Source organism: Brumimicrobium sp. (assembly GCF_048268645.1).
Taxonomy (GTDB): domain Bacteria; phylum Bacteroidota; class Bacteroidia; order Flavobacteriales_D; family Crocinitomicaceae; genus Brumimicrobium; species Brumimicrobium ulvae.
The window spans coordinates 73,632-97,420 of the sequence record NZ_JBLWVE010000013.1; the positions used below are offsets into that span (position 1 = coordinate 73,632).

A 23,789-nucleotide genomic window follows, 5' to 3' on the forward strand; every position below is an offset into this window, starting at 1 on the left:
AGATGGAAACTAAAGAGCTGCTGAGCAAAGTAAGAGAGATTGAACTCAAAACCAGAGGACTGACCAAGCAAGTGTTTTCTGGAGAGTACCACTCTGCCTTTAAAGGGCGTGGTATGACTTTCTCAGAGGTGAAAAACTACCAATACGGTGATGATGTAAGAAATATTGATTGGAATGTTACTGCACGGTTCAATGAACCATTTATTAAAGTTTTCGAAGAAGAAAGAGAACTGTCGGTATTTCTTGTTTTGGATATTTCAGGATCCAATAATTTTGGAACTCGACAAAAGTCAAAGAAGGAATTGATGCTTGAGGTTGCCGCCGTTTTAGCTTTTTCAGCAGTGGCCAATAATGATAAAATTGGAGCTATTTTCGTAAGTGATAATGTCGAGAAATATATTCCACCCAAAAAAGGACGCTCTCATGCCTTGATGATTTTGAGAGAGCTAATCCTGTTCAAACCTAAAAGTCAAGATACCCATCTAAATGAAGGCCTAAGGTTCTTTAGAAATGTGGTGAAAAAAAGAAGTATCTGTTTTTTAATCAGTGATTTTTATGATGAGCATGATTTTTTTGAAGGCTTGAAAATAGCTAACAGTAAACACGATATGGTTGCACTTCGTTTATATGACCCTTCAGAACAGAAATTACCTAATTTTGGTTTGGTGAAGATGTTTGATGCAGAAAAAGGTCTTGTGAGATGGGTGAATACGAGCTCTAAAAGGGTGCGAGAAAATTATAGTAAAAGGTATATGACGTTTGAACAAAATCTAAACGATAATTTCAGAAGGTCAGGAGTTGACTATGCTATGTTGTCAACCGAAGGTAAATATTTGGCAGAATTGAATAAACTGTTCTTAACGAGAAGTAGATAATGAGGTGGATTCTAAATAGCATTGTTTTTGCAATTGCCTTCGGAGCATCCGGACAAGACTTATCGATGGCAATTGATAAAGAAGAAGTCTTGATTGGTGAACCCTTCGTTTTGAAATATACAATTGTTAGTGATACGAAGATAGATACATTGGTGTATGCTCATCAAGAAGTTCTTTTTGCTGCGAAAAATAGCGCCAACGCAACTGAAGTTGGTGTGAGCACTCCTTATGAATTGGAGGTTTTAAAGGAGTTTAAAGACACAAGCTATACAAAGGAAGGACAGTTTTTCTGGGAAGGAAGCTATGAACTGACAGGATGGGATAGTGCGTATGTAGTTATTCCTCCACAACATGTCCAAATTGAAGACAGTATTCATACTTTTCCAGCAGGCTTAATTTATATTAATAGCCCAGTTGCAGACCCGAGCAAGCCTATTTATGATATTAATGAAGCATTTACAGAACTACCAAAGGAAGATGGACCATTGTTACAATTTTTAAAAAACAATTGGTGGTGGCTTTCATTGATGGGACTAGGAATTATTGGAGTTGTTGTTTTTCTAGCCACAAGAAAAAGAAAAGAACCTACTCCTTTGTCTCTGCGTCAATCAACTTTGCAAAAAATAGATTTACTTGAAAAAAGTAAAGGGTACGAAAGTAATTTGAAAGAATATTATTTCGATTTATCCATCATTTTAAGGCGGTTCTTCGCAGCACATTATCAAGAAAGAATATTAGATAAAACAACAGGTGAAATAGAGTCGATTTTATCTGATTATGGTTTGGATCAGAAAATGGTTTTACTTACGCGTCAATTGTTAACACAATCAGATATGGTGAAATTTGCACAGTCTAAACCAAGCTTAGAAGAAATACAAAGCATTACCAATGACGCCAGAAGAGTGGTTAATGAAGTAGCAGACTTAGATTTAGAAAATGAATAGTCCATTGTTTCTACATATTAGATTTTGGGAATACCAATTCTATGCACCACATTGGTTGTGGCTACTCTTATTGATCCCAATTCTGCTTTTTCTAAGGTATTATCGTTTAGAAAAAAGTCAAGGAGTCATTAAGTTTCCTCGGCCAGCAAAAGATTTGAATGCTATTGCTTTTTCACCTATAAAATGGTTGATTCTAACGGTTTATGCACTGATCGGTGTGGGGGCAAGCTTTTTAATTATCGCTTTAGCTTTGCCCTACTTACCGTATGCTGAGGATAATGAAAATGATTTTGATGAAGGGATAGATATCATTATTTCTATGGATATTTCTGGAAGTATGATGGCTACGGATTTTTTACCCAATAGATTAGAGGCAGCAAAAACCATGGCTAAAGAATTTATTGATGGCCGAAAATCTGACCGTATTGGCTTCGTAGTGTTTGAAGGAGAGGCTTATACCGCATGTCCAGTCACTAGAAATTACGATTACCTCAAACAAACAATTGATGGAATTAAATCGGGAATGATAGAACCTGGAACTGCCATTGGAACAGGGTTAGGGACTGCTGTTGCACGACTGAAAAGCGATAGCCTTTCATCGAAAGTAATTATTTTATTGACTGATGGAGAGTCCAATAAAGGAGAGATTTCTCCAATGGCAGCAGCCGAGTTGGCTAAGAATAAAAACATTACAGTTTATACGATTGGTGTGGGTAAAAAGGGGATTGTGAAAATGCCCATCAACACCCCCTTTGGACAAATAATGCAAAATACACAGGTCAATATCGATGAAAAGCTGTTGAAGAAAATGGCCGACTTGACAGGAGGAGAATATTTTAGGGCTACAGATGAAAACTCATTAAGGGAAATATATCAAACCATTGATCAAATGGAGACAAAGAAAATGGTAAACAACACAATTCATCGAGAACCTCCATATATGCCAGAAAGCTTCTTGTTGTTTGGTTTGATTTTTATATTTATTGGAATGGCCACAGAACAGATTTTGTTAAAGAAAAATGCCTAAAAAAGAATTTAAATATCGTTTGCCTATATTTATTAGTGCTGTAGTAGTACTGGAGCTGGTGTTTTGGGTTTTGGTATGGCAATTACTCAGCATATTTGGCGTTTTTTCAGACCAAGGTGTTGGTGAACAGCTTTCCTTTTTGCATCCAGCATATGCCTGGTGGTTTTTGACTGTACCTTTATTGATGGCCATATTTATTTATCAATTGCGTCAGAGAAATCAGTTGGTTGAACAGCTAGGAAGCGTTAAAACACTACGTACATTTATGCGTTATGTTTCTACCCGAAATGTGTTCATTCGTTACTTTTTAATACGAAATACAATTGTTTTTGCTGTATTTGCATTGATGCAACCTGCTCTTGGAACCAAAACCATTAAAGGTACAACCACTGGTGTGGAATTGATTTTTGCCGTGGATATATCGAATTCAATGAATACCCGAGATATCGTTGGTGGAGAAACAAGGTTGATAGTCGCAAAACGTGCAATGAATCAACTGATTAATGAATCAACAGCTTCACGCATTGGATTACTCGTGTTTGCGGGAAATGCATATCCTCAGTTGCCCTTGACGGCAGATAAGAATGCAGCCAAAATGTACATTGATGAGTTAAACACTTCCATTATTTCGAATCAAGGAACGAATATTTCGGCAGCTTTGGAAGAATCAAGTCGTTTTTTCTCAAAGGAGGAGACCAAAAAAGTCTTGATTCTAATTACGGATGGAGAGGACCACGAAGGAGGGATGAAAAAAGCGTATGCCGAAATTAAAAAAGCAAATGTTGATGTTTTTATTCTTGGAATAGGAACTGAAAAAGGAGGTATTGTTCCAGAAAGTGAAGAGCCTAGAGCATTATCACTAAAAGACGATATGGGAAGGTCTGTGATTTCTAAAGTGAATTTGTCGATGTTGGAAGATATCGCAAATGAAGTAGGTGGTGAAGTACTCCTGTCCAACGAATCTTTTCCAAATGTTTCAGATTTTTTAACTCAAATTAACACAAGTTCAGAGACTAACACAGTAGATTTGGAGTTCAAGGTAAGTGAAAATAGATACCAATGGCCTTTAGGCTTAGCTTTATTGACTTTACTTGTTTTATTGGTGTGGGAAGCTGCCCCGAAAAGAGAAATTAAATAAAATGAAAAATATTATCTTATTGGCAATTGTCTTATTCGTAACTGGCTTTGTAGGAGCTCAATCATGGAAAGATTCTTTGCGTTTAGGTAAAAAATATTATCAGGAAGGGAATTATAAGCAGGCTTATCAAAGTCTACTTGAGGCACAAAAACTTGCGCCTAGTGAAATAGATTTATCTCAAGATATTGGTAACGCTGCATATAGAAGTCAGGATTATGAAATGGCTGAAAAAGCTTTTCGTGCTGCAGCATCTAATGGAGAAGATGAGATAAGTCAGGCAAAACACTGGCACAATGTAGGCAACAGTCAAATGCAAAAGAAAAATTATAAAGCAGCGGTGGATAGCTATAAGAATGCTTTACGTAAAAATCCAGCTGATGATAAAGCACGTTATAATCTTGCAGAAGCCCAAAGAAGAGTAAAGCAACAAGAGCAAAAAGAGCAGGACCAAAAAGATCAAAATCAGGATCAAAAAGATTCGCAAGATCAGTCTGAAAACGACGATCAAAATAACAGTCAGAATGATGATCAGTCGAATCAAGACCAGAATCAAAACAACCAAAGCCAAGATCCTCAAAATCAAAACTCTGAGTCAGGTGGTAGTGAGGGAGATGCTTCACAAGAAACTGAAGGTAAATTAACCGATAGAAAAACTGACCGAATGCTGGAGGATTTGCTTAAGAAGGAAATGGAAACGAAAAGAAAAGTACGTGGAATTGAATCGGGTAAAAATCAACAACAGGTAAAGTCAGGGAAACGATGGTAAAAAATATTGCCTTACATATCGTGTTTTTGCTTTTGTCAGTACAATTGTTCGGACAAAATGAGTTTGTTGAACTAGACATCAACCCAAAAGATGTTGAAATAGGTCAATCTGTTACCATTACAATCAAAACGAATGTAGATGGAGATTTGGACATGAGTCTGCCTGATGAGTTCATCCAATCTGGTGCAATGCAAACGGGTATGTCTTCATCTATTGAATATGTTAACGGCCGACAAAAAGCCATACGTTACAACTATAGAACTTTTACCGGTTATTTTGAAGATGTGGGGACCTACTTGATGGGACCAGTAAAAGTCATCACGAGAACAAAAGAATACCTTTCAGAAGAATTCAAGGTTAGGGTAACGAACCGTCAAAATATGATGAGTGATGATCCTTCAAAAAACTTGAATAAGATGGTCTTTGGGATTATCCAAAAATCAAAAAAAGAAATTTACGAAGGTGAACCTCTAGTTGTTGAAGGAAAGGTATATTCACAGGTTGAAATTTTACAAGTTGAGGATTATTCCTCTTTTACTTTTGATGGCCCAGCAGAAACAAAGTCATTGGTTGCTTCAAATCAAGTGTCCAGCGCTTATGAAGTGATTAATGGGAAAAACCTTCAAACATTTAAGATTGGAAAAACCTTAATTTTCCCAGAAAGAATCGGAGATTATAGTATTAAGCCTTTCCAAACCATTATTGTGTATAACGATAGAAGAAGAATATTTCCAGAACGATTGAAAGTCGTTTCTAACCAAGCAAATGTTGTCGTTAAACCATTGCCTGCTGGAACACCAAAGCATTTTATTGATGCAGTAGGTGAGTTTAATGTGTCTGCAAATATTGCTAATCGATACATAGATCAAGGGAAAGTGATTGAGCTAAAACTTAAAATTTCTGGAAGTGGAAATCTTCATAATATTGAACAACCAACAATTCAACTGCCGCGTGGACTCAGTTTTTATGGAGATCCAGAAGTTGTTGATTCTATAAGATTTTCAAGTCAAGGTGCTGAAGGGAGTAAATCTTACACCTACTTTATTCAAGTTAATCGAAGTGGTGAAGTTCAATTAAACCCCATTAAAATCGCTTATTTTAATCCGAAAACTGAGGAGTATGTTACTGTTCAAAGCAGATTGAAAACCATTCACGTTAAATCGACAGGCCTTGAAGAACCAGAGGAATTAGAAGAGGAAAAGAAGGAGGTGAGAGATCCAGTTATGCAACCTTATATAACAGAATATCTTCCTGGGGGGAGTGCACCAATAGACTTATTTACAGGTTGGGGAGGGGCATTCTTATTGTGTTCCCCGATCATGTTTGGATTGGTGTTGGGGTTGCTGGTCCGTGTGAAAAATAACAGCGCAGAAAATACATTAGCAAAACAACAACGTATTCAGCATAAAACTGATGCTTTGTATGAATTGAGTTTATTGAGTGATGATCAAAACAATGAGACGCGTATCGACCAATTGAGTCAAATAATGGTTCGTTTCCTAGCCAAGCAATTTAAAGTCAGCAATGGAGAAATCACCAGGATGTTCTTGAAAACAAAAACTCCTGGAGAATTATCAGAAGAAACTTATGCTTCTATTATTGCTATTTTTGACGAAATAGATGCGACTAAATACGGAGGTCAAATTGAAAATTCTGATGTGAATCATTTGGTAAGAGAAGCAGAACAAATTATAAATTCATTTGAATAATGAAAGTCGTTTTTTTATCCATATTGTTTACATTCTCTATCGCCTTCTTGAGCAATAGTAAAGACTCTTTGTTTGTAAAAGGCTTAGATGAAATGTTGGAGGAAAACTATGATGCTGCGCAAAATACCTTCCACAATGATGTATTAAAAAGCCCGTCTTTCTCTTCTTATTACAATTTAGGAGTAGCTTCTGGAGGACTGGAAGAATGGAGTAAAGCAAAGTGGGCTTTTGAATCTGCATTGAAATTTAAACCCTTAAACGGGGACGCACAATTTAATGCAGAATTTGTCACCCAGAAATTGAGCCCGAAATTCAATTGGACACATCCTTACCCTTGGTTTGAAAGGGTAGTACTTGGATTTGGAGCAAATTTATGGCTTTTTGCGGTCATTATCTCCTCTGTTTTCTTAGCAATTTTGGTGTATAGAGTAACGTCTAATCCCGATGCTAAATCTACCTTGAATAAATGGTGTTTGCGTTTACTTGGACCCGCTCTTGTCCTATTCTTGATTTCATTTTATGGTATTTACGCCACAAATAAACATTATACACAAAAGCGTTTTGCGATTGTGAAAGATGATCACACCCCATTTTTTATCTCACCTAATGGAGTAGAAGCTTCAGATAATGTTGATCCAGGAAGTCGATTGAAAATTATAAAATTCTTCAAAGATGATACTTGGGTTCAAGTTAAGTCTGATAGAAACGAATTGCTATGGGCGAAAAGCGATGATTTGTACACTTATTAAAACTCCTCATTCATGTTTTCTTAAATCTGTTAATACGGATTTAACATACCTTTAATTTACCCGAAATACAAAAAATGTTATTCTGACGCACCTTTGCTTTAAATAATTAAAAAAGCAAAAATGAAAAAGAAAACATTAAAAGTTGGAGGGTTACTAATCGTTGCCACGCTTGCATTTACATCAGTGTCGTGTAAAAAAGAAGGGTGTACAGATGCATCAGCAATCAACTATAGCGAAGAAGCAAAAAAAGACGACGGTTCGTGTACATACAGTGATGCCGCTAATGATGAATCCACAATCATCGTTTCAGAAAATATATCATCGAACACCACATGGACAAATGATAAAGTATATGTTTTAAATACACGTGTTGTAGTTACTTCAGGTGCAACTTTAACAATTGAGCCAGGAACAATCATAAAAGGAGAAGTCGGGTCTGGACCGAATGCAACAGCATTGATTATTGCACGAGGTGCGAAGTTAATGGCGGAAGGAACAGTAAGTTCACCAATAATCTTTACAACTATTGCTGATGAAATTCAACCGGGACAAATCAATAGTCCAAACATGGATACAGGATTAGACGGACTTTGGGGAGGTGTAATAGTATTAGGGAATGCACCAATTTCTGCAGATAACCCTTCAGTTCAAATCGAAGGAATTCCACCTTCAGATCAAAATGGATTGTATGGTGGTTCAGATGCAGCTGATAATTCTGGAGTTCTGAAATATATCTCTATTCGTCATGGAGGCGCAAATATCGGAGAAGGAAACGAAATCAACGGATTGACACTTGGTGGTGTTGGAAATGGAACGGTGATCGAAAATATCGAAGTGGTATCCAATCAAGATGACGGTGTTGAATGGTTTGGAGGTACAGTAAATGTACGTAATGTAATTGTGTGGAATGCTGGAGATGATGCAATAGACACAGACCAAGCTTGGAGCGGTACCTTAGATAATTTTGTCGTTATCGCAGGAGAAAGTACAGACCATGCACTTGAAATCGATGGGCCAGAAGGAGCTTTGTTGGGTGCACATACATTGAAAAACGGCTCAATTAAAGGTGCTGAGAACTGTGAGCTTGGAGACTTCAGAGATGGAGCAAGAGCAACCCTTGAAAATTTGTACTTTTTCGGATTCCCAGATCCAGCAGCTGCAGGAAGGGGTGACTTTTCTCTAAGTGGTCAACCTTCTATTGACAACTTCGCAAATGGAATATTGAACTTTTCGAACATAGAGGTAACACTTCCCAATGGAGTAGCATTAACAGATGTGTTCAAGAATGGAACAGATGCTAATGTGACAAATGTGGTGCAAGGAGCCAACACAGTTGGAGCAAGTCTAACACCGTTTATTGGTTGGACACTTTCTGATCAACGTGGAGAATTATCAAACTTCTAAAAATTTCAAATTATCAAACAACCCAAAGGCAATTTGCTTTTGGGATTGTTTTTTTGAACTGTTTTAACATTGAATTTTATGCGAGTACAATTAAAATATATCACATTCGTTTTGGCATTGATTACCTTTCCTGTGTTTGCTCAACAAGGATTTATTGAAGGTGTAATTAGTGATCAAGTAACCGGTGAGTTGATGCCAGGTGCAAGAGTTACGGTAAAAAATCATAAGGTAGGTGCTTATTCTGATTTTGATGGTCAATTTAAAATTTCCATTAACGAAGGAAAGTATGACCTGCAAGTAACATTTATGGGATATGATACATTGATCGTAAAAGAGGTGAATGTTATGGCCAATGAAACCAATGTCTTAGCACCCTTACAAATTGTAGCACAAGTAAGTGATTTTGATGAGGTCGTCATCGCTGCAAGCCGAAAAACCAATACAGAAAATGCTATTCTTTCTTTAAAACAAAAGTCATCCAATATGATTGATGGAATGTCTTCGGCGAAGTTTAAGAAAACAGGAGATTCAGATGCAGGTTCGGCAATGAGAAGAATCCCAGGGGTTTCTTTAAGCGATGGAAAATATATCTTTATTCGCGGAATTGGTGATCGATACAGTAAAACTTTGTTGAATGGACTCGACGTTCCTGGTCTTGATCCAGACAGAAATACTGTTCAGATGGATATTTTTCCAACAAAAATTATCGATAATATTGTGGTTTATAAATCTTCATCTGCAGATTTACCCGCTGATTTTACTGGTGGGTTAATTGACATTAGTTTGAATAATACTCCGTCAGAAAAAACAAGAAGCATTGCTTTAAGCACCTCTTTCAATCCTACATCTCATTTTAAAAGTAATTATTTGACCTACGAGAATGAGGGTGCAGACCTTTTTGCAATGGGAAAAGGAGGAAGAACAATTCCAGCAGAAAACAATATTCCTTTTTTTGCGGAAAGTATAGCAGATCCAGATGGTGAAAAAGCAAGAAGGTACAAAGAAATTTTAGGTGCTTTTGATCCGCAATTAGCAGCAATGGAAGCTACGTCAATGATGGACATTGGAATAGATGCAAATGTTGGAGAGGCATTCAAAAAACAAGCTTTCACCATTGGATATAATTTCAACTTAGCTTATAAAAATGAAACGCAATTCTATGAAAATGCTTTGTTTTCAAGATATGGTTTATCAAGTGAAAGAGAAGTGAATGAAATGGAATTAAGAGAACTACAAACAGGAAGTTATGGAGAAAATAACGTGTTGTTAAGTGGAATGTTGGGCTTGAGTCTAAGCACTTCAAAATCAAAGTTCAATTTAAATTTATTACACTTACAAAATGGGACATCAACGGCGGGGATTTTCGATTATAAAAAAACAGATCAAGGAGCTGTGTTCGAGGGTTTTCAACATAACTTAGAATATGCGCAGCGCTCATTGTCAAATGTTATGCTCTCAGGAAAACACAAGTTCACCAATGAAGATTGGGAGCTCTCATGGGCTTCATCAACATCTTTGTCTTCTATTGATAATCCAGACATTCGTTTCACACGATATGAAGAACGCAATGACGGAAGTTATTCTATTGGTACTGAATCAGGATTTCCAGAGCGTATTTGGAGGGAATTAAATGAATTGAATACTTCTGCGAAAGTAGATTTAACCAAGCAATTTAAATGGTTTGGAAATTCAGCCCAACTGAAAGCGGGAGCAATTCAGAATTATAAAAAACGTGACTTTAATATTCGTTCTTTTTCAATTAATGTGAGAAACGTTGAGTTAACAGGTGACCCCAATGAATTATTTGCCCCTGAAAACTTATGGCCTTACAATGGAGACGTTTCTAAAGGGACAACCTTTGAAACTCCATTTATTCCCGTCAACCCAAATCAATTTGAGTCCTCTGTATTGTCATCAGGTTTGTATGCAATGACTGAAATTTCACCAGTTGAACGCTTGAGGTTAATTGTTGGTTTGAGAACAGAGTTATACAACCAAAGATATACAGGGCAAGACCAAATGGGAACCAATGTCTTAAACAACGATGTGGTTTTGCAAGAATTAGGGTTTTTCCCTTCTGTGAACGCCGTGTTTGCAATCACTGAACAACAAAATATCAGGCTGTCTTATGGAAAAACAACTGCCCGTCCGTCTTTCAAAGAATTGTCTTACTCTGAAATATTAGATCCGATTACAGGAAGAACATTTATTGGTGGATTGTTCAGAGACGCCAATGATGTGTTGGGAATAGAGTATTGGGATGGAAACTTGGTGAGTACCTCCATTCATAATTTCGATTTACGTTGGGAGCTGTTTCATGGAAGAGGACAAACTTTTTCTATAAGTGCCTTCTACAAAATGTTCAATAATCCTATAGAAATTGTTCAGTTTGCATCTCAAGCAGGGGCATTTCAACCCAGAAACGTTGGAGATGGATCTGTGGTCGGTGTTGAGTTTGAAGGCAGACAGTCTTTAGGTTTTATTTCAAATAAATTAAACAATTTCAACTTAGCTGTAAATGTGACTTTAACGCAATCTCAAATTGAATTAAGTGCTACAGAGTTAGAGTCACGTGAAATCAACGCCCGAGAAGGACAAGAAATCCAACCCTATCGAGACATGGCTGGACAGTCACCTTGGATTATCAATAGTGGATTAGAATACACTGGAGAACATGGATTTGGTAAAAACCTACAAGTAGGACTGTACTACAATGTTCAAGGAGAAACCTTGCTATTCTCAGGAATTGCAGACCGGCCTGATATTTACACTGTGCCTTTTCATGGACTAAATATGAATATTTCAAAACGATTCGGAAAAGAGGAGCAATTCAGTATAGGACTGGGAGTAAAGAATATCGCCAACGCCAAAAAAGAAGCCGTGTTTAAATCCTTCGAAGCAGAGGACCAAATGTTTTATTCATTGAAGCAAGGAACGACATTTAATCTAAAGATGAGTATAGAATTTTAAGGTACAAATAGTTCATAGTTTGTAGTTTTCCCCTTGTTAAATTTGATCAGATCACTTTTAATGAGGGTTTTATATTTTTCTTCATCCAAACTGTAAATTAAAGGGAAAACTAAGCGCTAATTTACTTGATAAGTTTCGTGATTTTTAGTTGTTTTGTTATATGACAAAAAAGCGTCTTGCGTTATTAATTCCGACAGAACAAGAGGTTTTAAAATGAGATAAGAACGCAGGGTGAAAAACAACAAACAATGAAAAATATTTTAATTTTAGGTGCAGGATTGTCCGCATCTTCTTTGATACGCTACCTGCTCCAAAATGCTGAGAAGGAACAATGGCATTTGAAAATCGTAGATCAGAACAAAGAAGCTATTGAGAAAAAAATCAATGGTTCTAAACACGCCGAAGCAATGGTTTTTAATGCTTTAGATCCTGCGGAAAGAAGACCGGAAATCGAGAAGGCAGATATCGTAATTAGTATGCTTCCCGCACGGTTCCATGTAGATGTAGCCAAAGATTGTATCGATCTCAAAACAAATTTAATTACACCTTCTTATGTTTCTCCAGAAATGAAAGCTTTAGATAAAGAAGCTAAAGCGGCTGGAATTCTAATCATGAATGAGATTGGAGTAGATCCTGGAATTGATCACATGAGCGCAATGCGTGTAATTGATGAAATTAGAGATGCTGGTGGAGAGATGAAAATATTCGAATCTTTCACAGGTGGATTGGTTGCACCAGAAAGTGATGACAACCCTTGGAACTATAAGTTTACTTGGAATCCGAGAAATGTTGTGTTGGCCGGACAAGGTGGTGCAGCTCAATTTATTCAAGAAGGAATGTACAAATATATTCCTTATACCAAGCTATTTAGACGTACAGAAATTATTGACATTGAAGGGTACGGTCGTTTTGAAGGATATGCCAATAGAAACTCATTAATGTATAGAGAACTTTATGGTTTGGAAGGAATTCCAACGATTTATAGAGGAACCCTCCGTAGGGTTGGATTCTCTAGAGCGTGGGATGTCTTTGTTCAATTAGGTGCAACTGATGATTCTTATACTTTAGAAGGGAGTGAGCACATGACGAATCGTGATTTTATTAACTCATTCTTACCGTATAATCATAGTGATACTGTAGAATTGAAACTGCGTCACTACATGAAAATAGATTTAGATGACTCTCTATGGGACAAATTGGTTTGGTTAGGAATCTTTGATGACACGAAAAAAATCGGCCTTAAGAATGCTACTCCAGCCCAAATGTTGCAGAAAATTCTTGAAGAGAAATGGCAACTCAAACCAAACGATAAGGACATGATTGTGATGTATCATAAGTTTGTTTACAAGTTAAAAGGAGAGCTTAAAGAAATAACTTCCGAAATGGTAAATATTGGAGAAGACCAAGTCTTTACTTCAATGAGCAACACAGTTGGTTTACCTTTGGGGGCTTGTGTTAAGAAAGTACTGAACGGCACAATTGATTTGAAAGGTGTGCATATACCAACCCATAAGGATGTTTACGGTCCAATTCTAAAAGAATTAGAAAATTACGGTATTGTATTCCATGAAAAGCAAATCGATCCACCTCGTTTGTACAACGAAGAGGAAACGTGGAAATAATAATGTTCAAAAAATAAGGATAGCGCTGTGTAAGTATTTATACAGCGCTATTTTTTGTGTGGTATAAATCGATGTAAAATTTTACAGCGACTACAATTAACACATATACAAATTCTGGAATTGTTATGAATTGTGCGAGAACAATCGCCAAACCACCACCAATCAATGAAACATAAAGGGCGTTTCGCCTAGAAAAAATAAGCGTCTTCCAAGAGCTCCTTTGATATTGTCCTGTTTTAATGAACATGGTTTTGTATTGTTGAAAATTCCCGAGAATCACAAAAGGTAAAAGTATATACCCTTGAGGAATTGGAATTCCGGCTTCCTCATAGTGAATAAAGGCATGGATCTGAGCAAAGAAATCAATTTCTGGCACAATATAAAACACAGCAATATGAGCTATAAGAATAACGCAAAGCATTAAAAAAGTATTCATCAATAATCTTCCGTACCTCGTCTGAAAAGGAAAGTTAATTTTCTGAAATTGAATGATTTTATTGACTTTTATGTAGAGAAAAACCTCTGTAGCCACTAAGTCGATAAAGTAAAACAGAAGTATGAAATAAATTCCCCATTCAAAAAAGAAGATTCCCAACAATGGAATAATCGCTTCGCTAATTGCGTTAATTAACCTGAGTCGGTTCATTGCCTAATCTATTTTGTAGTCCCTCAGCTTTTCAACTGCTTCGCGGGCAGGGAGGTAATCTTCATCAATGCTTAGTGCTTCAGCAAATGCTTTAGCCGATTCATATTTTCTGTCTTGCGCGTAATAAGTTTCTCCCAGTTGATACCATGCGTGAATATAATTAGGGTCTGTATCTACTACTTCACGGTAAAAATATACAGCGCTATCTAATTCTTTTTGAAAATGTTGCTTGATGTATGCTTGATTGAAGTTGGCAATGTAGAACTTAGGCTCTAGTTTTAGTATCTTTCTATATTCCGCTAAAGCAGCATCATATTGACCTAAGTCTTGTAGACTTTTAGCTACTCCATAGTTCGCATTGATGTTTTCGGGCTTTAATTCAACCGCGTTTTGATAATATTCCAATGCCAATTGATGTTTTTCCATGCTTGTTAATAGCCATCCAATATTCAAATGGCCCATGAAAAAATCAGGTTCTATTTGAACTGCTGTTTGGTAACTGGATAAGGCCAAATCGTTTTTCTCAAGGGTTTTATAAATCGATCCTTTTAAAACGTAGCCATCTCTATAGCGTTCATTAATTCTCAAAGCATCATTAATGTATTTTATTGCTGTTTTGAAATCTCCTGTTAAAGAATAAGTGTTGGCCAGTTCAACCAAAGATTGTGGGTCATTAGGATTTGTTGACAGAATGTATTGATAATGTCTTTGCGCTCGCTCGATATCAGCGATTGGTGCGTTGGGCTTGTTGATTAATGTCCATGCATAAAGTTGACGTGCTTTTACGTTTGTAGAGTCCAAGCGAAAAGCTTTAGCACCAGCATCAAGGGCGCAGTTGAAATCTAGGTTCTCTTTACACAAATTACCTTTCTCAATCCAAAGGTTGGTTTTTTCTGGAAATTGTTCTAAGCTGTCTGTTAGCTGTTGAAAACGATCTTCAGCTGTGACTTGTTCTCCTTTTTCGAAAAACTGTGTTTCGTTGGTTGTTTCCTCAGTAGTACAAGCTACCATAGAGATAAGAAAAATGTAAAAAATAGTATGTTTAATCATAATGTTCTTTTCTGAATAACAAATGTAAGCATTTCTGTAGGTTTGACGTGTTTAATTTGAACAGAAGCGTACTTAATCACTACGTTTTAATCAATGCCAAAATTATTTACGCACACCACGAAGCATTTCTCTTTTCCCTGGAGGCCCTGGAATTTTCTCCACTTCAAATCCAACACTGATTAAATTTCTTCTGACTTCCCCTTTGGCACAATAGGTTACAAAAACACCATTCGGAGCGGTTGCATCATACATTTTTTGCAAAACTTCTTTTGTCCACATCTCAGGTTGAACCCTAGGACCGAATGCGTCAAAATAGATGAGGTCAAACGTCTTTTTCTCTGGCTTGAAATCATCCATTTTTTGAGCTACTTTCAAAAGATTGAAGTATTCATTTATTGTTGCTCTTTCTCCCCAAGGTATGGTATGCATTAACTCATATTCTTTTCGAACTTCAGCAAAATCTTCCAAACGGGCATAATTTAAAGCGCTAATCTCGTCAGAGGAAACGGGGTAAGCCTCTAAACCGGTGTAATGAACAGTTTTCTTGTCGTTCATACTATTCAATAAAGTCAGGAGGGCATTTAATCCAGAGCCAAAACCAATTTCTAAAACTGAAACGGTAGAATTTTGTATTTCATTCCAACCACTTTTAATAAAAACGTGTTTCGCCTCTTGAAGTGCACCGTGGGTAGAGTGGTAACTTTCGTTCAATTCAGGCAAGTGGATGGTTTTAGACCCATCTTTAGTCTCTATTATTTCTCGCTTCATTGTTTTTTGTTTGTTGTAAAAATAAAGATTGTTTCCATCAAAGACATGTTTTTAATCAACTTACCATGCAAGAATTGCCAAAAGAGAGGTGATGGAAATAAAGATCCACAGTGAGGTTCCTAAAATCATTGGTTTCCATCCTGCAGATTTAATTTTGTCAATCGATAATCCAGCACCAATTAAAAAGAGCGTCAACACCAAAAGGGATTTAGAAACTTGGGTGATTCCTGATGTTACCATCGCTGGAATTGGCAAGTAAGTGTTGAGCACTATTGCAAGAATAAATAGGAAGATAAAATATGGAATACTTACGCTTTTTCCTTTTCCTTTAAACAGAAACACAGAGAGGATTGAAATGGGGATAATCCAAAGAGCTCTCGCTAATTTAACGGTAGTTGCTACTTGGAGAGCCTCATCTCCGTAGGCATGTGCAGCACCTACCACAGAACTGGTGTCGTGAATGGCAATTGCAGACCATAATCCAAATTGATGTTGTGTTAATTCAAGTAAACTACCAAGCAATGGGAAAAGAATTAATGCAATTGAATTCAATAAGAATATTACTCCCAAAGCAATGGAAATATCTTTTTCTGTTGCGCGAATCACAGGTGCTACTGCAGCAATGGCACTACCTCCACAAATGGCTGTTCCTGAAGAAATCAAGTGGCTGGTTTTTCTGTTTGTTTTGAGTATTCTTCCGAGTCCATACCCAACAATCAAGGTGGTAAAAATAGAGAAAACGGTGAGTATAAATCCCTCTTTTCCAGCTGCAACGGTTTCTGTTAAATTCATTCCAAAACCAAGCCCTACTACCGCTATTTTCAATAACCAACTTACTGCTTTTCCGTTGAGATAAAGAAATGGATGTCCGAAAAAATGAGCAAATAAAAAACCGCCAATTAAGGCTGTAGGACTACTGATGAGTCCAGATAAACTGATGATAATGAGAAGCGCAAAAAGGAGCTTGACAAGGAATTGGTTTTGAATGATTTTTTTCATTTTCTCCGTTGGATAACACAATTTACAAAGATTATTTATCGATGTTCAAGTATTACAATTTAATCGTCAAAAAGTTTTTTTGTTTCGTTAATCTAAGATGAATGTCGTATTTTTGAATGTTCAAAACTAATGCAGCTTTTGAAATTGGAAGAGGCTAAATAAAGGTGCTATTCGAGCTTAGCGACCGATAAAAGTTATCCACTAATTTTGAGTTTTACACATTCTGAAAAGATGACGGCTTTTATCACCGATTATCGTTTTGGATTTGGATATATTTGTAACATGGAGAAGGAAGATAGAAAAGAAGGGAAATTTGCAGTTAGCAGAAGTAATCGTGGTGGGAAAAGTCCAATGGACGTTGGTCGTATACCACCTCAAGCTACTGATTTAGAGCAAGCTGTTCTTGGGGCAATGATGATTGATGGTACAGCGATGAATAACGTGATTGATATTCTCCGTACTAAAGAAGCTTTCTACGACCCAAAACATCAGGCTATTTTTGAAGCCATGGCTGAGCTGTATAATACCACGACTCCAATTGACTTGCTAACAGTAACGGAACAACTTCGTAAACTGGGAAGTTTAGAACTAGCAGGAGGAGCTTACTACCTCTCAACATTGACCAACAAAGTGGCTTCTGCAGCCCATGTTGAACACCACAGTAGAATTATTATTGAAAAGTATATTCAACGTGAAATAATTGGGATTTCTAGCGAGATTCTAAAAGAAGCATACGACGAAACCAAAGACGTATTTAGTGTACTTTCAAAAGCGGAAGAAGACTTGTTTGCCATTGCTCAAAACAATATGAAGAAGAGCTATGACACTATGCAGACAGCGATGAAAGGCGCCATTGAGGAAATAGAAAGCGCACGTGGAAATAAAGATGGTGTTTCCGGAATTCCAACAGGGTTCAAAGCATTAGACCGTGTTACTTCAGGATGGCAGCGTTCGGACATGATTGTTATTGCGGCACGTCCTGCAATGGGAAAAACAGCCTTCGTTTTGTCTATGGCAAGAAATACTGCGGTTGATTATAACATGGGAGTCGCGATTTTCTCTCTGGAGATGTCAAGTGTACAGCTTGTTAAACGTTTGATTTCTTCTGAGGCGCAAATTGATGCTGAAAAATTAAGAAAAGGAAATATTGAGGATCATGAATTTCAGATGATTCACTCTAAAATTGGTCGACTTTCCAAAGCACCTATATTTATTGATGATACACCTGGGATTTCAATTTTCGAATTGCGTGCCAAGTGCCGTCGAATGAAGCAAAAACACAATATTGAAGTGGTGATTATTGACTATCTTCAGTTAATGACAGCAGGAACCAATAAGGGGGGAGGAAACCGTGAGCAAGAGATTTCGCAAATTTCTCGTTCGATTAAAGAAATTGCTAAAGAATTAAATATTCCTGTGATTGCCTTGTCTCAATTAAGCCGTTCCGTTGAACAGCGTGGAGGAGATAAAAGACCGATTCTTTCGGATTTGAGGGAGTCTGGAGCTATTGAGCAGGATGCTGATATCGTTTCTTTCATTTATCGTGCTGAGTATTATGGGTTGTTGGAAGACGAGCAAGGTCCAACACAAGGAATGGGAGATATTATTATTGCAAAACACCGTAACGGTTCAACAGATACAGTGCGATTGAAATTCGTTGGTAAATTCGCCAAGTTCGACAACGTTGAATCATTCGGAATGGATGATGATATTCCACAACCGGGCGCCTTGCCTGTAGGTCATGATTTTGACTCCACAGAAGTCGAAAACAGAATGGTGATTTCTAGTCGTATGGATGACATTGACGATGACGACTTCGATATCTCACACAATGATGTTGATGATGCACCGTTTTAATTGTGGAGTCATAAAATTTTATTACTTTACTTAAAACGAATTATTTATGCGTTATATTTTTACCCTAATATTTGCCTTCTTTTTGTCCGTGCAATTAAACGCAGCACAAATTATTGTGCCAATGGATAAAAGTCAAACCAATCATTTAAAAGCCTACGGTATTGCCTATTATGCTTTAGAAAATGGGGTGACTTTAGAATGGCTATTGAATCATAGAGGAGGGTCTTTCTTAATGCCCCATCTTGTTGCGCTTGAAAACGAACTGGTAATCCGTGGCGTGAGCTATGAAATCATTGCAGATGGTCAAGCCAATAACATTAAAAGAAACATTGCTTCACCTGAAGTTAATGAGGAAGTGGTGCAATTAGAAGTAGCTCCTAAAATAGCAGTTTACACACCTGGAGGAAAGCAACCCTGGGATGATGCAGTAACCCTAGTGATGGAATATGCAGAAATTCCTTACGATAAGGTTTATGACAGTACTGTTATCGCGGGAGGATTAAAAGACTATGATTGGTTGCACCTGCACCATGAAGATTTCACCGGTCAATATGGTAAGTTTTATGCTGCATATAGAAACGCCCCATGGTACAGAGAACAGGTAGCAAAATTGGAAGCAAGTGCTAAAAGCATGGGCTTTAGTAAAGTCTCTGACATGAAATTGGCGGTGGCAACAGCGATTAAAAACTATGTTTTTGTTGGAGGTTTTCTCTTTACCATGTGTAGTGGGACAGACAGTTTTGATATTGCTCTAGCTGCACATCAAACCGATATCGTTGAGCATATGTTTGATGGAGACGGAATGGATCCTAATTACCGTTCGAAATTAGATTTTGATAATGGATTGGCATTTGAAAATTATGAAATCATCGAAAACCCTTTGGAATACGAGTACTCCACAATTGACGGAACCAATAGACACAGAAGGGTTTCAGAAAAAGACGATATTTTCACCTTGTTCGAATTTTCTGCAAAATGGGATGTTGTGCCAACAATGTTGACTCAAAACCACACCCAAATCATTAAAAACTTCTATGGACAAACTACAGATTTTGTAAAAGAATACGTTAAACCGTCTGTGACAATTATGGGCGAATCAAAAGCTTTGGAAACAGTAAAGTATATTCATGGTGAGTTGGGGAATGGAACATGGACTTTCTATGGTGGTCATGACCCTGAAGATTATCAACATAGAGTAGGGGATCCTCATACAGATTTGAGTTTACATCCAAATTCCCCTGGTTATCGGCTAATTCTTAACAATGTCCTTTTTCCCGCTGCGAAGAAGAAAAAACGTAAAACTTAAGCACGTTGAATTTATTTTTCAAAAAAGAATATCGACTAGGAATAATTCTTACACTCGTTTTCGGAATGTTTCTGTTTTATGTTGATCAAACTTCAGAACAAATTGTTGCTTATTATACAGATACGGCATTTCAATATGTGCAGCCTGCATTTTTGAAATTAATGTATTTGGTTTTACTCGTGGTCACTTTTGCTATGTTGTTGACACTAAATAAAAGTGAAAACACAAGTTCAGAAGGAAAAGGTCAGGCTTTTAATGCTTTTGTTATCGCTAGCGTGTTGGCCTTTTTTCCGGGTTGGATTATTCATTTGTATTATATTGTTCAAACCATTGAAACCAAAGCTAGTTTTATGCAGTTAGAGGACCAGTTTTGGATTTATCATTGCGCTGACTTGACTTTAGTGATAGGTTTTGCACTTGCAGGGCTTTTAAAGTTGAGACCTGCGATACATTCATGGTAGTTATGAATGATGAATTCAAAAAATTCAACCTTCATCCTTCATCATTAAAAAAGCTTTTTTTTCGACGGTGTCACCACAAAATCTTTAAGGTATTTTGGTTCAAAATAAGCCACATCTTCAAAGGCTTCATTTTTGAATTTTTCGAATGCTATTTCTACCTGTCCTGCTGCGCTAGAAACAATAGATTCATCAAAAACAAGATTACGGTTTTGCCATAATTCTTTTACTTTTCCAGCTCCATCACCACAAACAATGAAAGGTAGGAACTCTTGATAAGAATCTGCTACTAAAACATCGGCAGCAAGTGCTTTGATAATGTTTAAATCCTTATCGAAAATAGTAGAAAAAACCTCCATTCTACGGGCATCAATCATGGCGCAAATCGATGAGTTTGGATGTTTTTTTTGTGCCAAACAAGCGATGCTTTCCAGGGTGTTCACAGCGATCATTGGGACCTTTAATGCGTAGCACAAGCCTTTTGCTGTAGATACACCGATGCGCAATCCTGTGTAGGAGCCAGGGCCACTGGTAACAACGATTGCAGATAGTTCTGGAAGCTTCCAGTTGTTCGTTTTGATGATCTTTTCGATGAAAACTGTTAGACGTTCAGAATGAATATAAGCGTCTGAACTTTCCTCCAGTAAATCGACTAATTTCCCGTTTTCTGAAAGTGCAACAGAACACACTTTTGTAGATGTTTCTATGTGAAGAAGTTTTGCCATATCATTCAATTCGTTTTGCAAGAATACAATTTTATTCATTAATCACATTTAATTATGACAAAATTTGGAGGGTTTTGATGAAGTATTACTATTTTTGGAAGTTCTAAATAAGAAAAAATTCGAACATGTCATATTTATTTACATCCGAGTCAGTATCGGAAGGACACCCAGATAAAGTTGCGGACCAAATTTCTGACAACTTAATAGATCACTTTTTAGCCTTTGATAGAAATTCAAAAGTTGCCTGTGAGACACTAGTCACAACTGGATTAGTTGTTTTGGCAGGAGAGGTGAATTCAAGCATTTACTTAGATGTTCAAAAGATTGCTCGTGATACCATCGAGAAAATTGGATACACGAAAAGTGAATATCAATTTGATGCAAAATCATGTGGAGTAATTTCTGCGATTCACGAACAGTCACCTGATATTAATCGTGGAGTTGAGCGTGAAAATCCAGAAGATCAAGGAGCAGGTGACCAAGGAATGATGTTTGGTTACGCAACCAACGAAACAGAAGATTATATGCCATTGGCACTTGATTTATCTCACCGTTTGTTGATGGAACTTGCCGAGTTAAGAAGAGAAGAAAAAGAAATTACTTACTTACGTCCAGATGCAAAAGCACAGGTAACAATTGAGTATAGTGATGACAATAAGCCACAAAGGATCGACACGATTGTTCTTTCAACGCAACACGATGAGTTTGATACAGACGAGAAAGTTATGTTGGATAAAATTAAGAAAGACATCAAAGAAATCTTAATTCCACGTGTGATAGAAAAATTAAACAATCCTAAAGTTGAGGAGCTATTCAAAGGTGAAATTACTTACCACATTAACCCAACAGGGAAATTTGTGATCGGTGGACCTCACGGAGATTCTGGATTAACAGGAAGAAAAATCATTGTAGATACTTACGGAGGTAAAGGTGGACACGGTGGTGGTGCATTCTCAGGAAAAGACCCTTCAAAAGTTGACCGTTCTGGAGCTTATGCAACGCGTCATATTGCAAAGAATCTTGTCGCTGCAGGATTGTGTGACGAAGTACTTGTTCAGGTTTCTTATGCAATTGGAGTTGCAGAACCAATGGGACTTTATGTAAACACTTACGGAACAGCAAAGGTTGACATGACAGATGGAGCTATTGCACGTGAGATTTCTAAGTTGTTCGATATGCGCCCAGCTGCTATTGAAAACCGATTGAAACTAAGAAATCCAATTTATGGACCAGCAGCAGCTTATGGTCACATGGGAAGAAAACCAGAAACGAAAACTGTAACTTTCGAAAACGGTGGAAGAAAAGAAACAATGGAAGTTGAATTCTTCACGTGGGAAAAGTTAGACTATGTAGATAAAATTAAGAAAGCATTTAATTTGTAATCTGAATCTTATATCATATTGATAAAGGTCGGCATGAGTGTCGGCCTTTTTTGTTTTTATAGATGTTTGAATATCACGGAAGATTTAGTTGATTATTTAATGTTAGATTTACTTGGGTTTTATCATGGAAATCTTGGGGAAGTTTGGAGCTTTAAGAAAGCTTTCTTTTTTCGCAATAAATTGTCTTATATTTGCAATACCCTCATATATTAGGTTTTAAAGTCACATTATGAAAGCAAAAGATATTTACATTATACATCCAGAAAACGAAGAACAGGCAAACGCCTTAAAAGCTTTTGTAAAAGCGCTGAAAATGAAATTTGAAGTAGCAAAAGATAAACCCTATAATCCTGAGTTTGTCAAAAAGATAAAACGCAGTAAACTTCAGCATACCCAAGGAAAAGACAAGGTGATCAAGACCGAAGATTTATGGAAGTAAGTTATACACCTGACGCTTTAAAAGACCGTGACTTTTGGAAAAAATCTGGTAACAAATCTATTCTTAAAAAAATCACTGCTCTTGTTGAAGCAATTGAAGATAATCCATTTGAAGGTATCGGAAAACCCGAACAACTTAAACATGAGTTTTCTGGTTACTGGTCAAGAAGGATCAACAAAAGAATTTACTTTCCATGAGTAACCTTTAATATCCTACAATCACTCTTTTGAATCTCAATATAAGCTACTCCAGATAAAGCAAGTTCATTTTGAGTGCCGGTAACAACCCAAACACTATCTCTTATTAACTCAACATTAAATGGTTTTTGTTTAATTATTTCCTTTCCATAAATTGGTATTAAAATACTTTCAGCTATCTTTCTCGCCGTCAACTCATTTGGCACAAAGCCTTGAGACGGAATCCATTGTTTCTTATCCCTTTTACTTAAGGGGGAATCTACTAAGGATAATATCATAAATATTAAAACTAAAATAATAGCGTATTTACTTATTTTTTTAATCATTTTAATTTGTCACTTTAATAGTCTGTCCGGCAGAAATCTTGTTAACGTCAGAAATACTGTTTTCCTCCCGCTACCGCGAGATTACCTTCGGTGCTACTCCGTGGTTCATCTCGTGGTTGACTGAAGCTCAACTATTATCTTCTAAAAATACAAATATTTTACAATCTAAGCACTAGTTTTCTAGTCGGAGACTTTTTTTGTGTGGGTTACTGGGTGGATGTGTGGAGAGTTAAGGCCAGGAGAAGTTGGGGTGAAATTCGTGGCGGCTGGGGGATTGAGACCCAAGGCCACGAGAAGCTGCGCTAAATCTTGGGGCAGCTTGGGGCTAAATCTCGGTTTTATCATGGAAATCTTGGGGGATACCAGCAGGTATGACATAGCTTCAAAAGCAATAAACTAAGAGGCGATAACTGTTACAATCAAATCATCTAA

Annotated in this window: 22 protein-coding genes; 16 read left to right on the top strand and 6 right to left on the bottom strand. The window is 37.0% G+C overall.

The window, feature by feature from the left end:
• Positions 1-2: 2 nt before the first annotated feature.
• From ACN0U3_RS10785 to ACN0U3_RS10830, 10 genes are all read left to right on the top strand, one after another.
• Positions 3-875 (top strand): DUF58 domain-containing protein, encoded by an 873-nt coding sequence (locus ACN0U3_RS10785; RefSeq protein ID WP_417266223.1) that lies wholly within the window; start codon positions 3-5, stop codon positions 873-875.
• Entirely contained in the window at positions 875-1,819 is a 945-nt protein-coding gene (locus tag ACN0U3_RS10790) for an LPXTG cell wall anchor domain-containing protein (protein WP_417266224.1), read from the top strand. Before ACN0U3_RS10785 ends, ACN0U3_RS10790 begins: the two co-directional genes overlap by 1 nt.
• Entirely contained in the window at positions 1,812-2,846 is a 1,035-nt protein-coding gene (locus ACN0U3_RS10795) for a VWA domain-containing protein (protein ID WP_417266225.1), read from the top strand. The genes ACN0U3_RS10790 and ACN0U3_RS10795 overlap by 8 nt, the downstream gene beginning before the upstream one ends.
• Positions 2,839-3,984 carry a VWA domain-containing protein gene (locus ACN0U3_RS10800; RefSeq protein ID WP_417266226.1) on the top strand — a complete coding sequence of 382 codons (1,146 nt, stop codon included), beginning with the start codon at positions 2,839-2,841 and terminating at the stop codon, positions 3,982-3,984. The genes ACN0U3_RS10795 and ACN0U3_RS10800 overlap by 8 nt, the downstream gene beginning before the upstream one ends.
• Before the next feature lies 1 nt (position 3,985).
• Positions 3,986-4,750 (top strand): tetratricopeptide repeat protein, encoded by a 765-nt coding sequence (locus ACN0U3_RS10805; protein WP_417266227.1) that lies wholly within the window; start codon positions 3,986-3,988, stop codon positions 4,748-4,750.
• Positions 4,744-6,459: a BatD family protein gene (locus ACN0U3_RS10810; RefSeq protein ID WP_417266228.1), complete on the top strand. Its 1,716-nt coding sequence runs from the start codon at positions 4,744-4,746 to the stop codon at positions 6,457-6,459. Before ACN0U3_RS10805 ends, ACN0U3_RS10810 begins: the two co-directional genes overlap by 7 nt.
• Positions 6,459-7,208, top strand: coding sequence for a hypothetical protein (locus tag ACN0U3_RS10815; protein ID WP_417266229.1), 750 nt, complete (start codon positions 6,459-6,461; stop codon positions 7,206-7,208). Before ACN0U3_RS10810 ends, ACN0U3_RS10815 begins: the two co-directional genes overlap by 1 nt.
• Before the next feature lie 120 nt (positions 7,209-7,328).
• Positions 7,329-8,612: a hypothetical protein gene (locus ACN0U3_RS10820; RefSeq protein ID WP_417266230.1), complete on the top strand. Its 1,284-nt coding sequence runs from the start codon at positions 7,329-7,331 to the stop codon at positions 8,610-8,612.
• A 78-nt stretch (positions 8,613-8,690) separates the two neighbouring features.
• Entirely contained in the window at positions 8,691-11,582 is a 2,892-nt protein-coding gene (locus ACN0U3_RS10825; protein ID WP_417266231.1) for a TonB-dependent receptor domain-containing protein, read from the top strand.
• Positions 11,583-11,830: 248 nt separating this feature from the next.
• Entirely contained in the window at positions 11,831-13,204 is a 1,374-nt protein-coding gene (locus tag ACN0U3_RS10830; protein WP_417266232.1) for a saccharopine dehydrogenase family protein, read from the top strand.
• 37 nt (positions 13,205-13,241) lie between these two features.
• Here ACN0U3_RS10830 and ACN0U3_RS10835 read toward each other — a convergent pair whose 3' ends face one another.
• The 4 genes from ACN0U3_RS10835 to ACN0U3_RS10850 all read right to left on the bottom strand — a co-directional run bounded on the left by ACN0U3_RS10835 (position 13,242) and on the right by ACN0U3_RS10850 (position 16,667).
• Entirely contained in the window at positions 13,242-13,850 is a 609-nt protein-coding gene (locus ACN0U3_RS10835) for a DUF6498-containing protein (protein WP_299204598.1), read from the bottom strand.
• Between the two features lie 3 nt (positions 13,851-13,853).
• Entirely contained in the window at positions 13,854-14,900 is a 1,047-nt protein-coding gene (locus ACN0U3_RS10840) for a tetratricopeptide repeat protein (RefSeq protein ID WP_417266233.1), read from the bottom strand.
• A gap of 102 nt (positions 14,901-15,002) precedes the next feature.
• Entirely contained in the window at positions 15,003-15,668 is a 666-nt protein-coding gene (gene mnmD, locus ACN0U3_RS10845; RefSeq protein ID WP_417266234.1) for a tRNA (5-methylaminomethyl-2-thiouridine)(34)-methyltransferase MnmD, read from the bottom strand.
• 60 nt (positions 15,669-15,728) lie between these two features.
• The gene (locus ACN0U3_RS10850; protein ID WP_417266235.1) at positions 15,729-16,667 is read right to left on the bottom strand and encodes a YeiH family protein; all 939 of its coding nucleotides are present in this window, start codon (positions 16,665-16,667) and stop codon (positions 15,729-15,731) included.
• 351 nt (positions 16,668-17,018) lie between these two features.
• Here ACN0U3_RS10850 and dnaB point away from each other — a divergent pair, with 351 nt between their 5' ends.
• Genes dnaB through ACN0U3_RS10865 form a run of 3 tightly spaced genes read left to right on the top strand, consistent with a single transcriptional unit; the run spans position 17,019 to position 20,291 of the window.
• Positions 17,019-18,524: a replicative DNA helicase gene (gene dnaB, locus ACN0U3_RS10855; RefSeq protein WP_417266244.1), complete on the top strand. Its 1,506-nt coding sequence runs from the start codon at positions 17,019-17,021 to the stop codon at positions 18,522-18,524.
• A 46-nt stretch (positions 18,525-18,570) separates the two neighbouring features.
• Positions 18,571-19,830: an asparagine synthetase B gene (locus ACN0U3_RS10860; protein ID WP_417266236.1), complete on the top strand. Its 1,260-nt coding sequence runs from the start codon at positions 18,571-18,573 to the stop codon at positions 19,828-19,830.
• A 5-nt stretch (positions 19,831-19,835) separates the two neighbouring features.
• A complete protein-coding gene (locus ACN0U3_RS10865; protein ID WP_417266237.1) occupies positions 19,836-20,291 on the top strand; it encodes a hypothetical protein in 456 nt (151 codons plus the stop codon).
• Positions 20,292-20,335: 44 nt separating this feature from the next.
• Here ACN0U3_RS10865 and tsaB read toward each other — a convergent pair whose 3' ends face one another.
• On the bottom strand, positions 20,336-21,052 hold the full coding sequence (gene tsaB / locus ACN0U3_RS10870; RefSeq protein ID WP_417266238.1) for a tRNA (adenosine(37)-N6)-threonylcarbamoyltransferase complex dimerization subunit type 1 TsaB: 717 nt from the start codon (positions 21,050-21,052) through the stop codon (positions 20,336-20,338).
• A gap of 86 nt (positions 21,053-21,138) precedes the next feature.
• On the opposite strand from tsaB, the gene metK reads away from it, so the two are divergent.
• The 3 genes from metK to ACN0U3_RS10885 all read left to right on the top strand — a co-directional run bounded on the left by metK (position 21,139) and on the right by ACN0U3_RS10885 (position 23,031).
• Complete coding sequence (metK, locus tag ACN0U3_RS10875) at positions 21,139-22,395, top strand: methionine adenosyltransferase (protein ID WP_417266239.1); 1,257 nt, start codon at positions 21,139-21,141, stop codon at positions 22,393-22,395.
• A 229-nt stretch (positions 22,396-22,624) separates the two neighbouring features.
• The gene (locus ACN0U3_RS10880) at positions 22,625-22,834 is read left to right on the top strand and encodes a DUF2683 family protein (protein ID WP_417266240.1); all 210 of its coding nucleotides are present in this window, start codon (positions 22,625-22,627) and stop codon (positions 22,832-22,834) included.
• Positions 22,825-23,031, top strand: coding sequence for a Txe/YoeB family addiction module toxin (locus ACN0U3_RS10885; RefSeq protein WP_417266241.1), 207 nt, complete (start codon positions 22,825-22,827; stop codon positions 23,029-23,031). Before ACN0U3_RS10880 ends, ACN0U3_RS10885 begins: the two co-directional genes overlap by 10 nt.
• Here ACN0U3_RS10885 and ACN0U3_RS10890 read toward each other — a convergent pair.
• Positions 23,019-23,357 carry a YbbC/YhhH family protein gene (locus ACN0U3_RS10890; RefSeq protein WP_417266242.1) on the bottom strand — a complete coding sequence of 113 codons (339 nt, stop codon included), beginning with the start codon at positions 23,355-23,357 and terminating at the stop codon, positions 23,019-23,021. The genes ACN0U3_RS10885 and ACN0U3_RS10890 overlap by 13 nt on opposite strands.
• Between the last annotated feature and the right edge of the window lie 432 nt (positions 23,358-23,789).

Coding starts and splice junctions, on each gene's coding strand:
- ACN0U3_RS10785 (WP_417266223.1), top strand. CDS start 3: ATGGAAACTAAAGAGCTGCTGAGCAAAGTAAGAGAGATTGAACTCAAA.
- ACN0U3_RS10790 (WP_417266224.1), top strand. CDS start 875: ATGAGGTGGATTCTAAATAGCATTGTTTTTGCAATTGCCTTCGGAGCA.
- ACN0U3_RS10795 (WP_417266225.1), top strand. CDS start 1,812: ATGAATAGTCCATTGTTTCTACATATTAGATTTTGGGAATACCAATTC.
- ACN0U3_RS10800 (WP_417266226.1), top strand. CDS start 2,839: ATGCCTAAAAAAGAATTTAAATATCGTTTGCCTATATTTATTAGTGCT.
- ACN0U3_RS10805 (WP_417266227.1), top strand. CDS start 3,986: ATGAAAAATATTATCTTATTGGCAATTGTCTTATTCGTAACTGGCTTT.
- ACN0U3_RS10810 (WP_417266228.1), top strand. CDS start 4,744: ATGGTAAAAAATATTGCCTTACATATCGTGTTTTTGCTTTTGTCAGTA.
- ACN0U3_RS10815 (WP_417266229.1), top strand. CDS start 6,459: ATGAAAGTCGTTTTTTTATCCATATTGTTTACATTCTCTATCGCCTTC.
- ACN0U3_RS10820 (WP_417266230.1), top strand. CDS start 7,329: ATGAAAAAGAAAACATTAAAAGTTGGAGGGTTACTAATCGTTGCCACG.
- ACN0U3_RS10825 (WP_417266231.1), top strand. CDS start 8,691: ATGCGAGTACAATTAAAATATATCACATTCGTTTTGGCATTGATTACC.
- ACN0U3_RS10830 (WP_417266232.1), top strand. CDS start 11,831: ATGAAAAATATTTTAATTTTAGGTGCAGGATTGTCCGCATCTTCTTTG.
- ACN0U3_RS10835 (WP_299204598.1), bottom strand. CDS start 13,850: ATGAACCGACTCAGGTTAATTAACGCAATTAGCGAAGCGATTATTCCA.
- ACN0U3_RS10840 (WP_417266233.1), bottom strand. CDS start 14,900: ATGATTAAACATACTATTTTTTACATTTTTCTTATCTCTATGGTAGCT.
- mnmD (WP_417266234.1), bottom strand. CDS start 15,668: ATGAAGCGAGAAATAATAGAGACTAAAGATGGGTCTAAAACCATCCAC.
- ACN0U3_RS10850 (WP_417266235.1), bottom strand. CDS start 16,667: ATGAAAAAAATCATTCAAAACCAATTCCTTGTCAAGCTCCTTTTTGCG.
- dnaB (WP_417266244.1), top strand. CDS start 17,019: ATGGACGTTGGTCGTATACCACCTCAAGCTACTGATTTAGAGCAAGCT.
- ACN0U3_RS10860 (WP_417266236.1), top strand. CDS start 18,571: ATGCGTTATATTTTTACCCTAATATTTGCCTTCTTTTTGTCCGTGCAA.
- tsaB (WP_417266238.1), bottom strand. CDS start 21,052: ATGAATAAAATTGTATTCTTGCAAAACGAATTGAATGATATGGCAAAA.
- metK (WP_417266239.1), top strand. CDS start 21,139: ATGTCATATTTATTTACATCCGAGTCAGTATCGGAAGGACACCCAGAT.
- ACN0U3_RS10880 (WP_417266240.1), top strand. CDS start 22,625: ATGAAAGCAAAAGATATTTACATTATACATCCAGAAAACGAAGAACAG.
- ACN0U3_RS10885 (WP_417266241.1), top strand. CDS start 22,825: ATGGAAGTAAGTTATACACCTGACGCTTTAAAAGACCGTGACTTTTGG.
- ACN0U3_RS10890 (WP_417266242.1), bottom strand. CDS start 23,357: ATGATTAAAAAAATAAGTAAATACGCTATTATTTTAGTTTTAATATTT.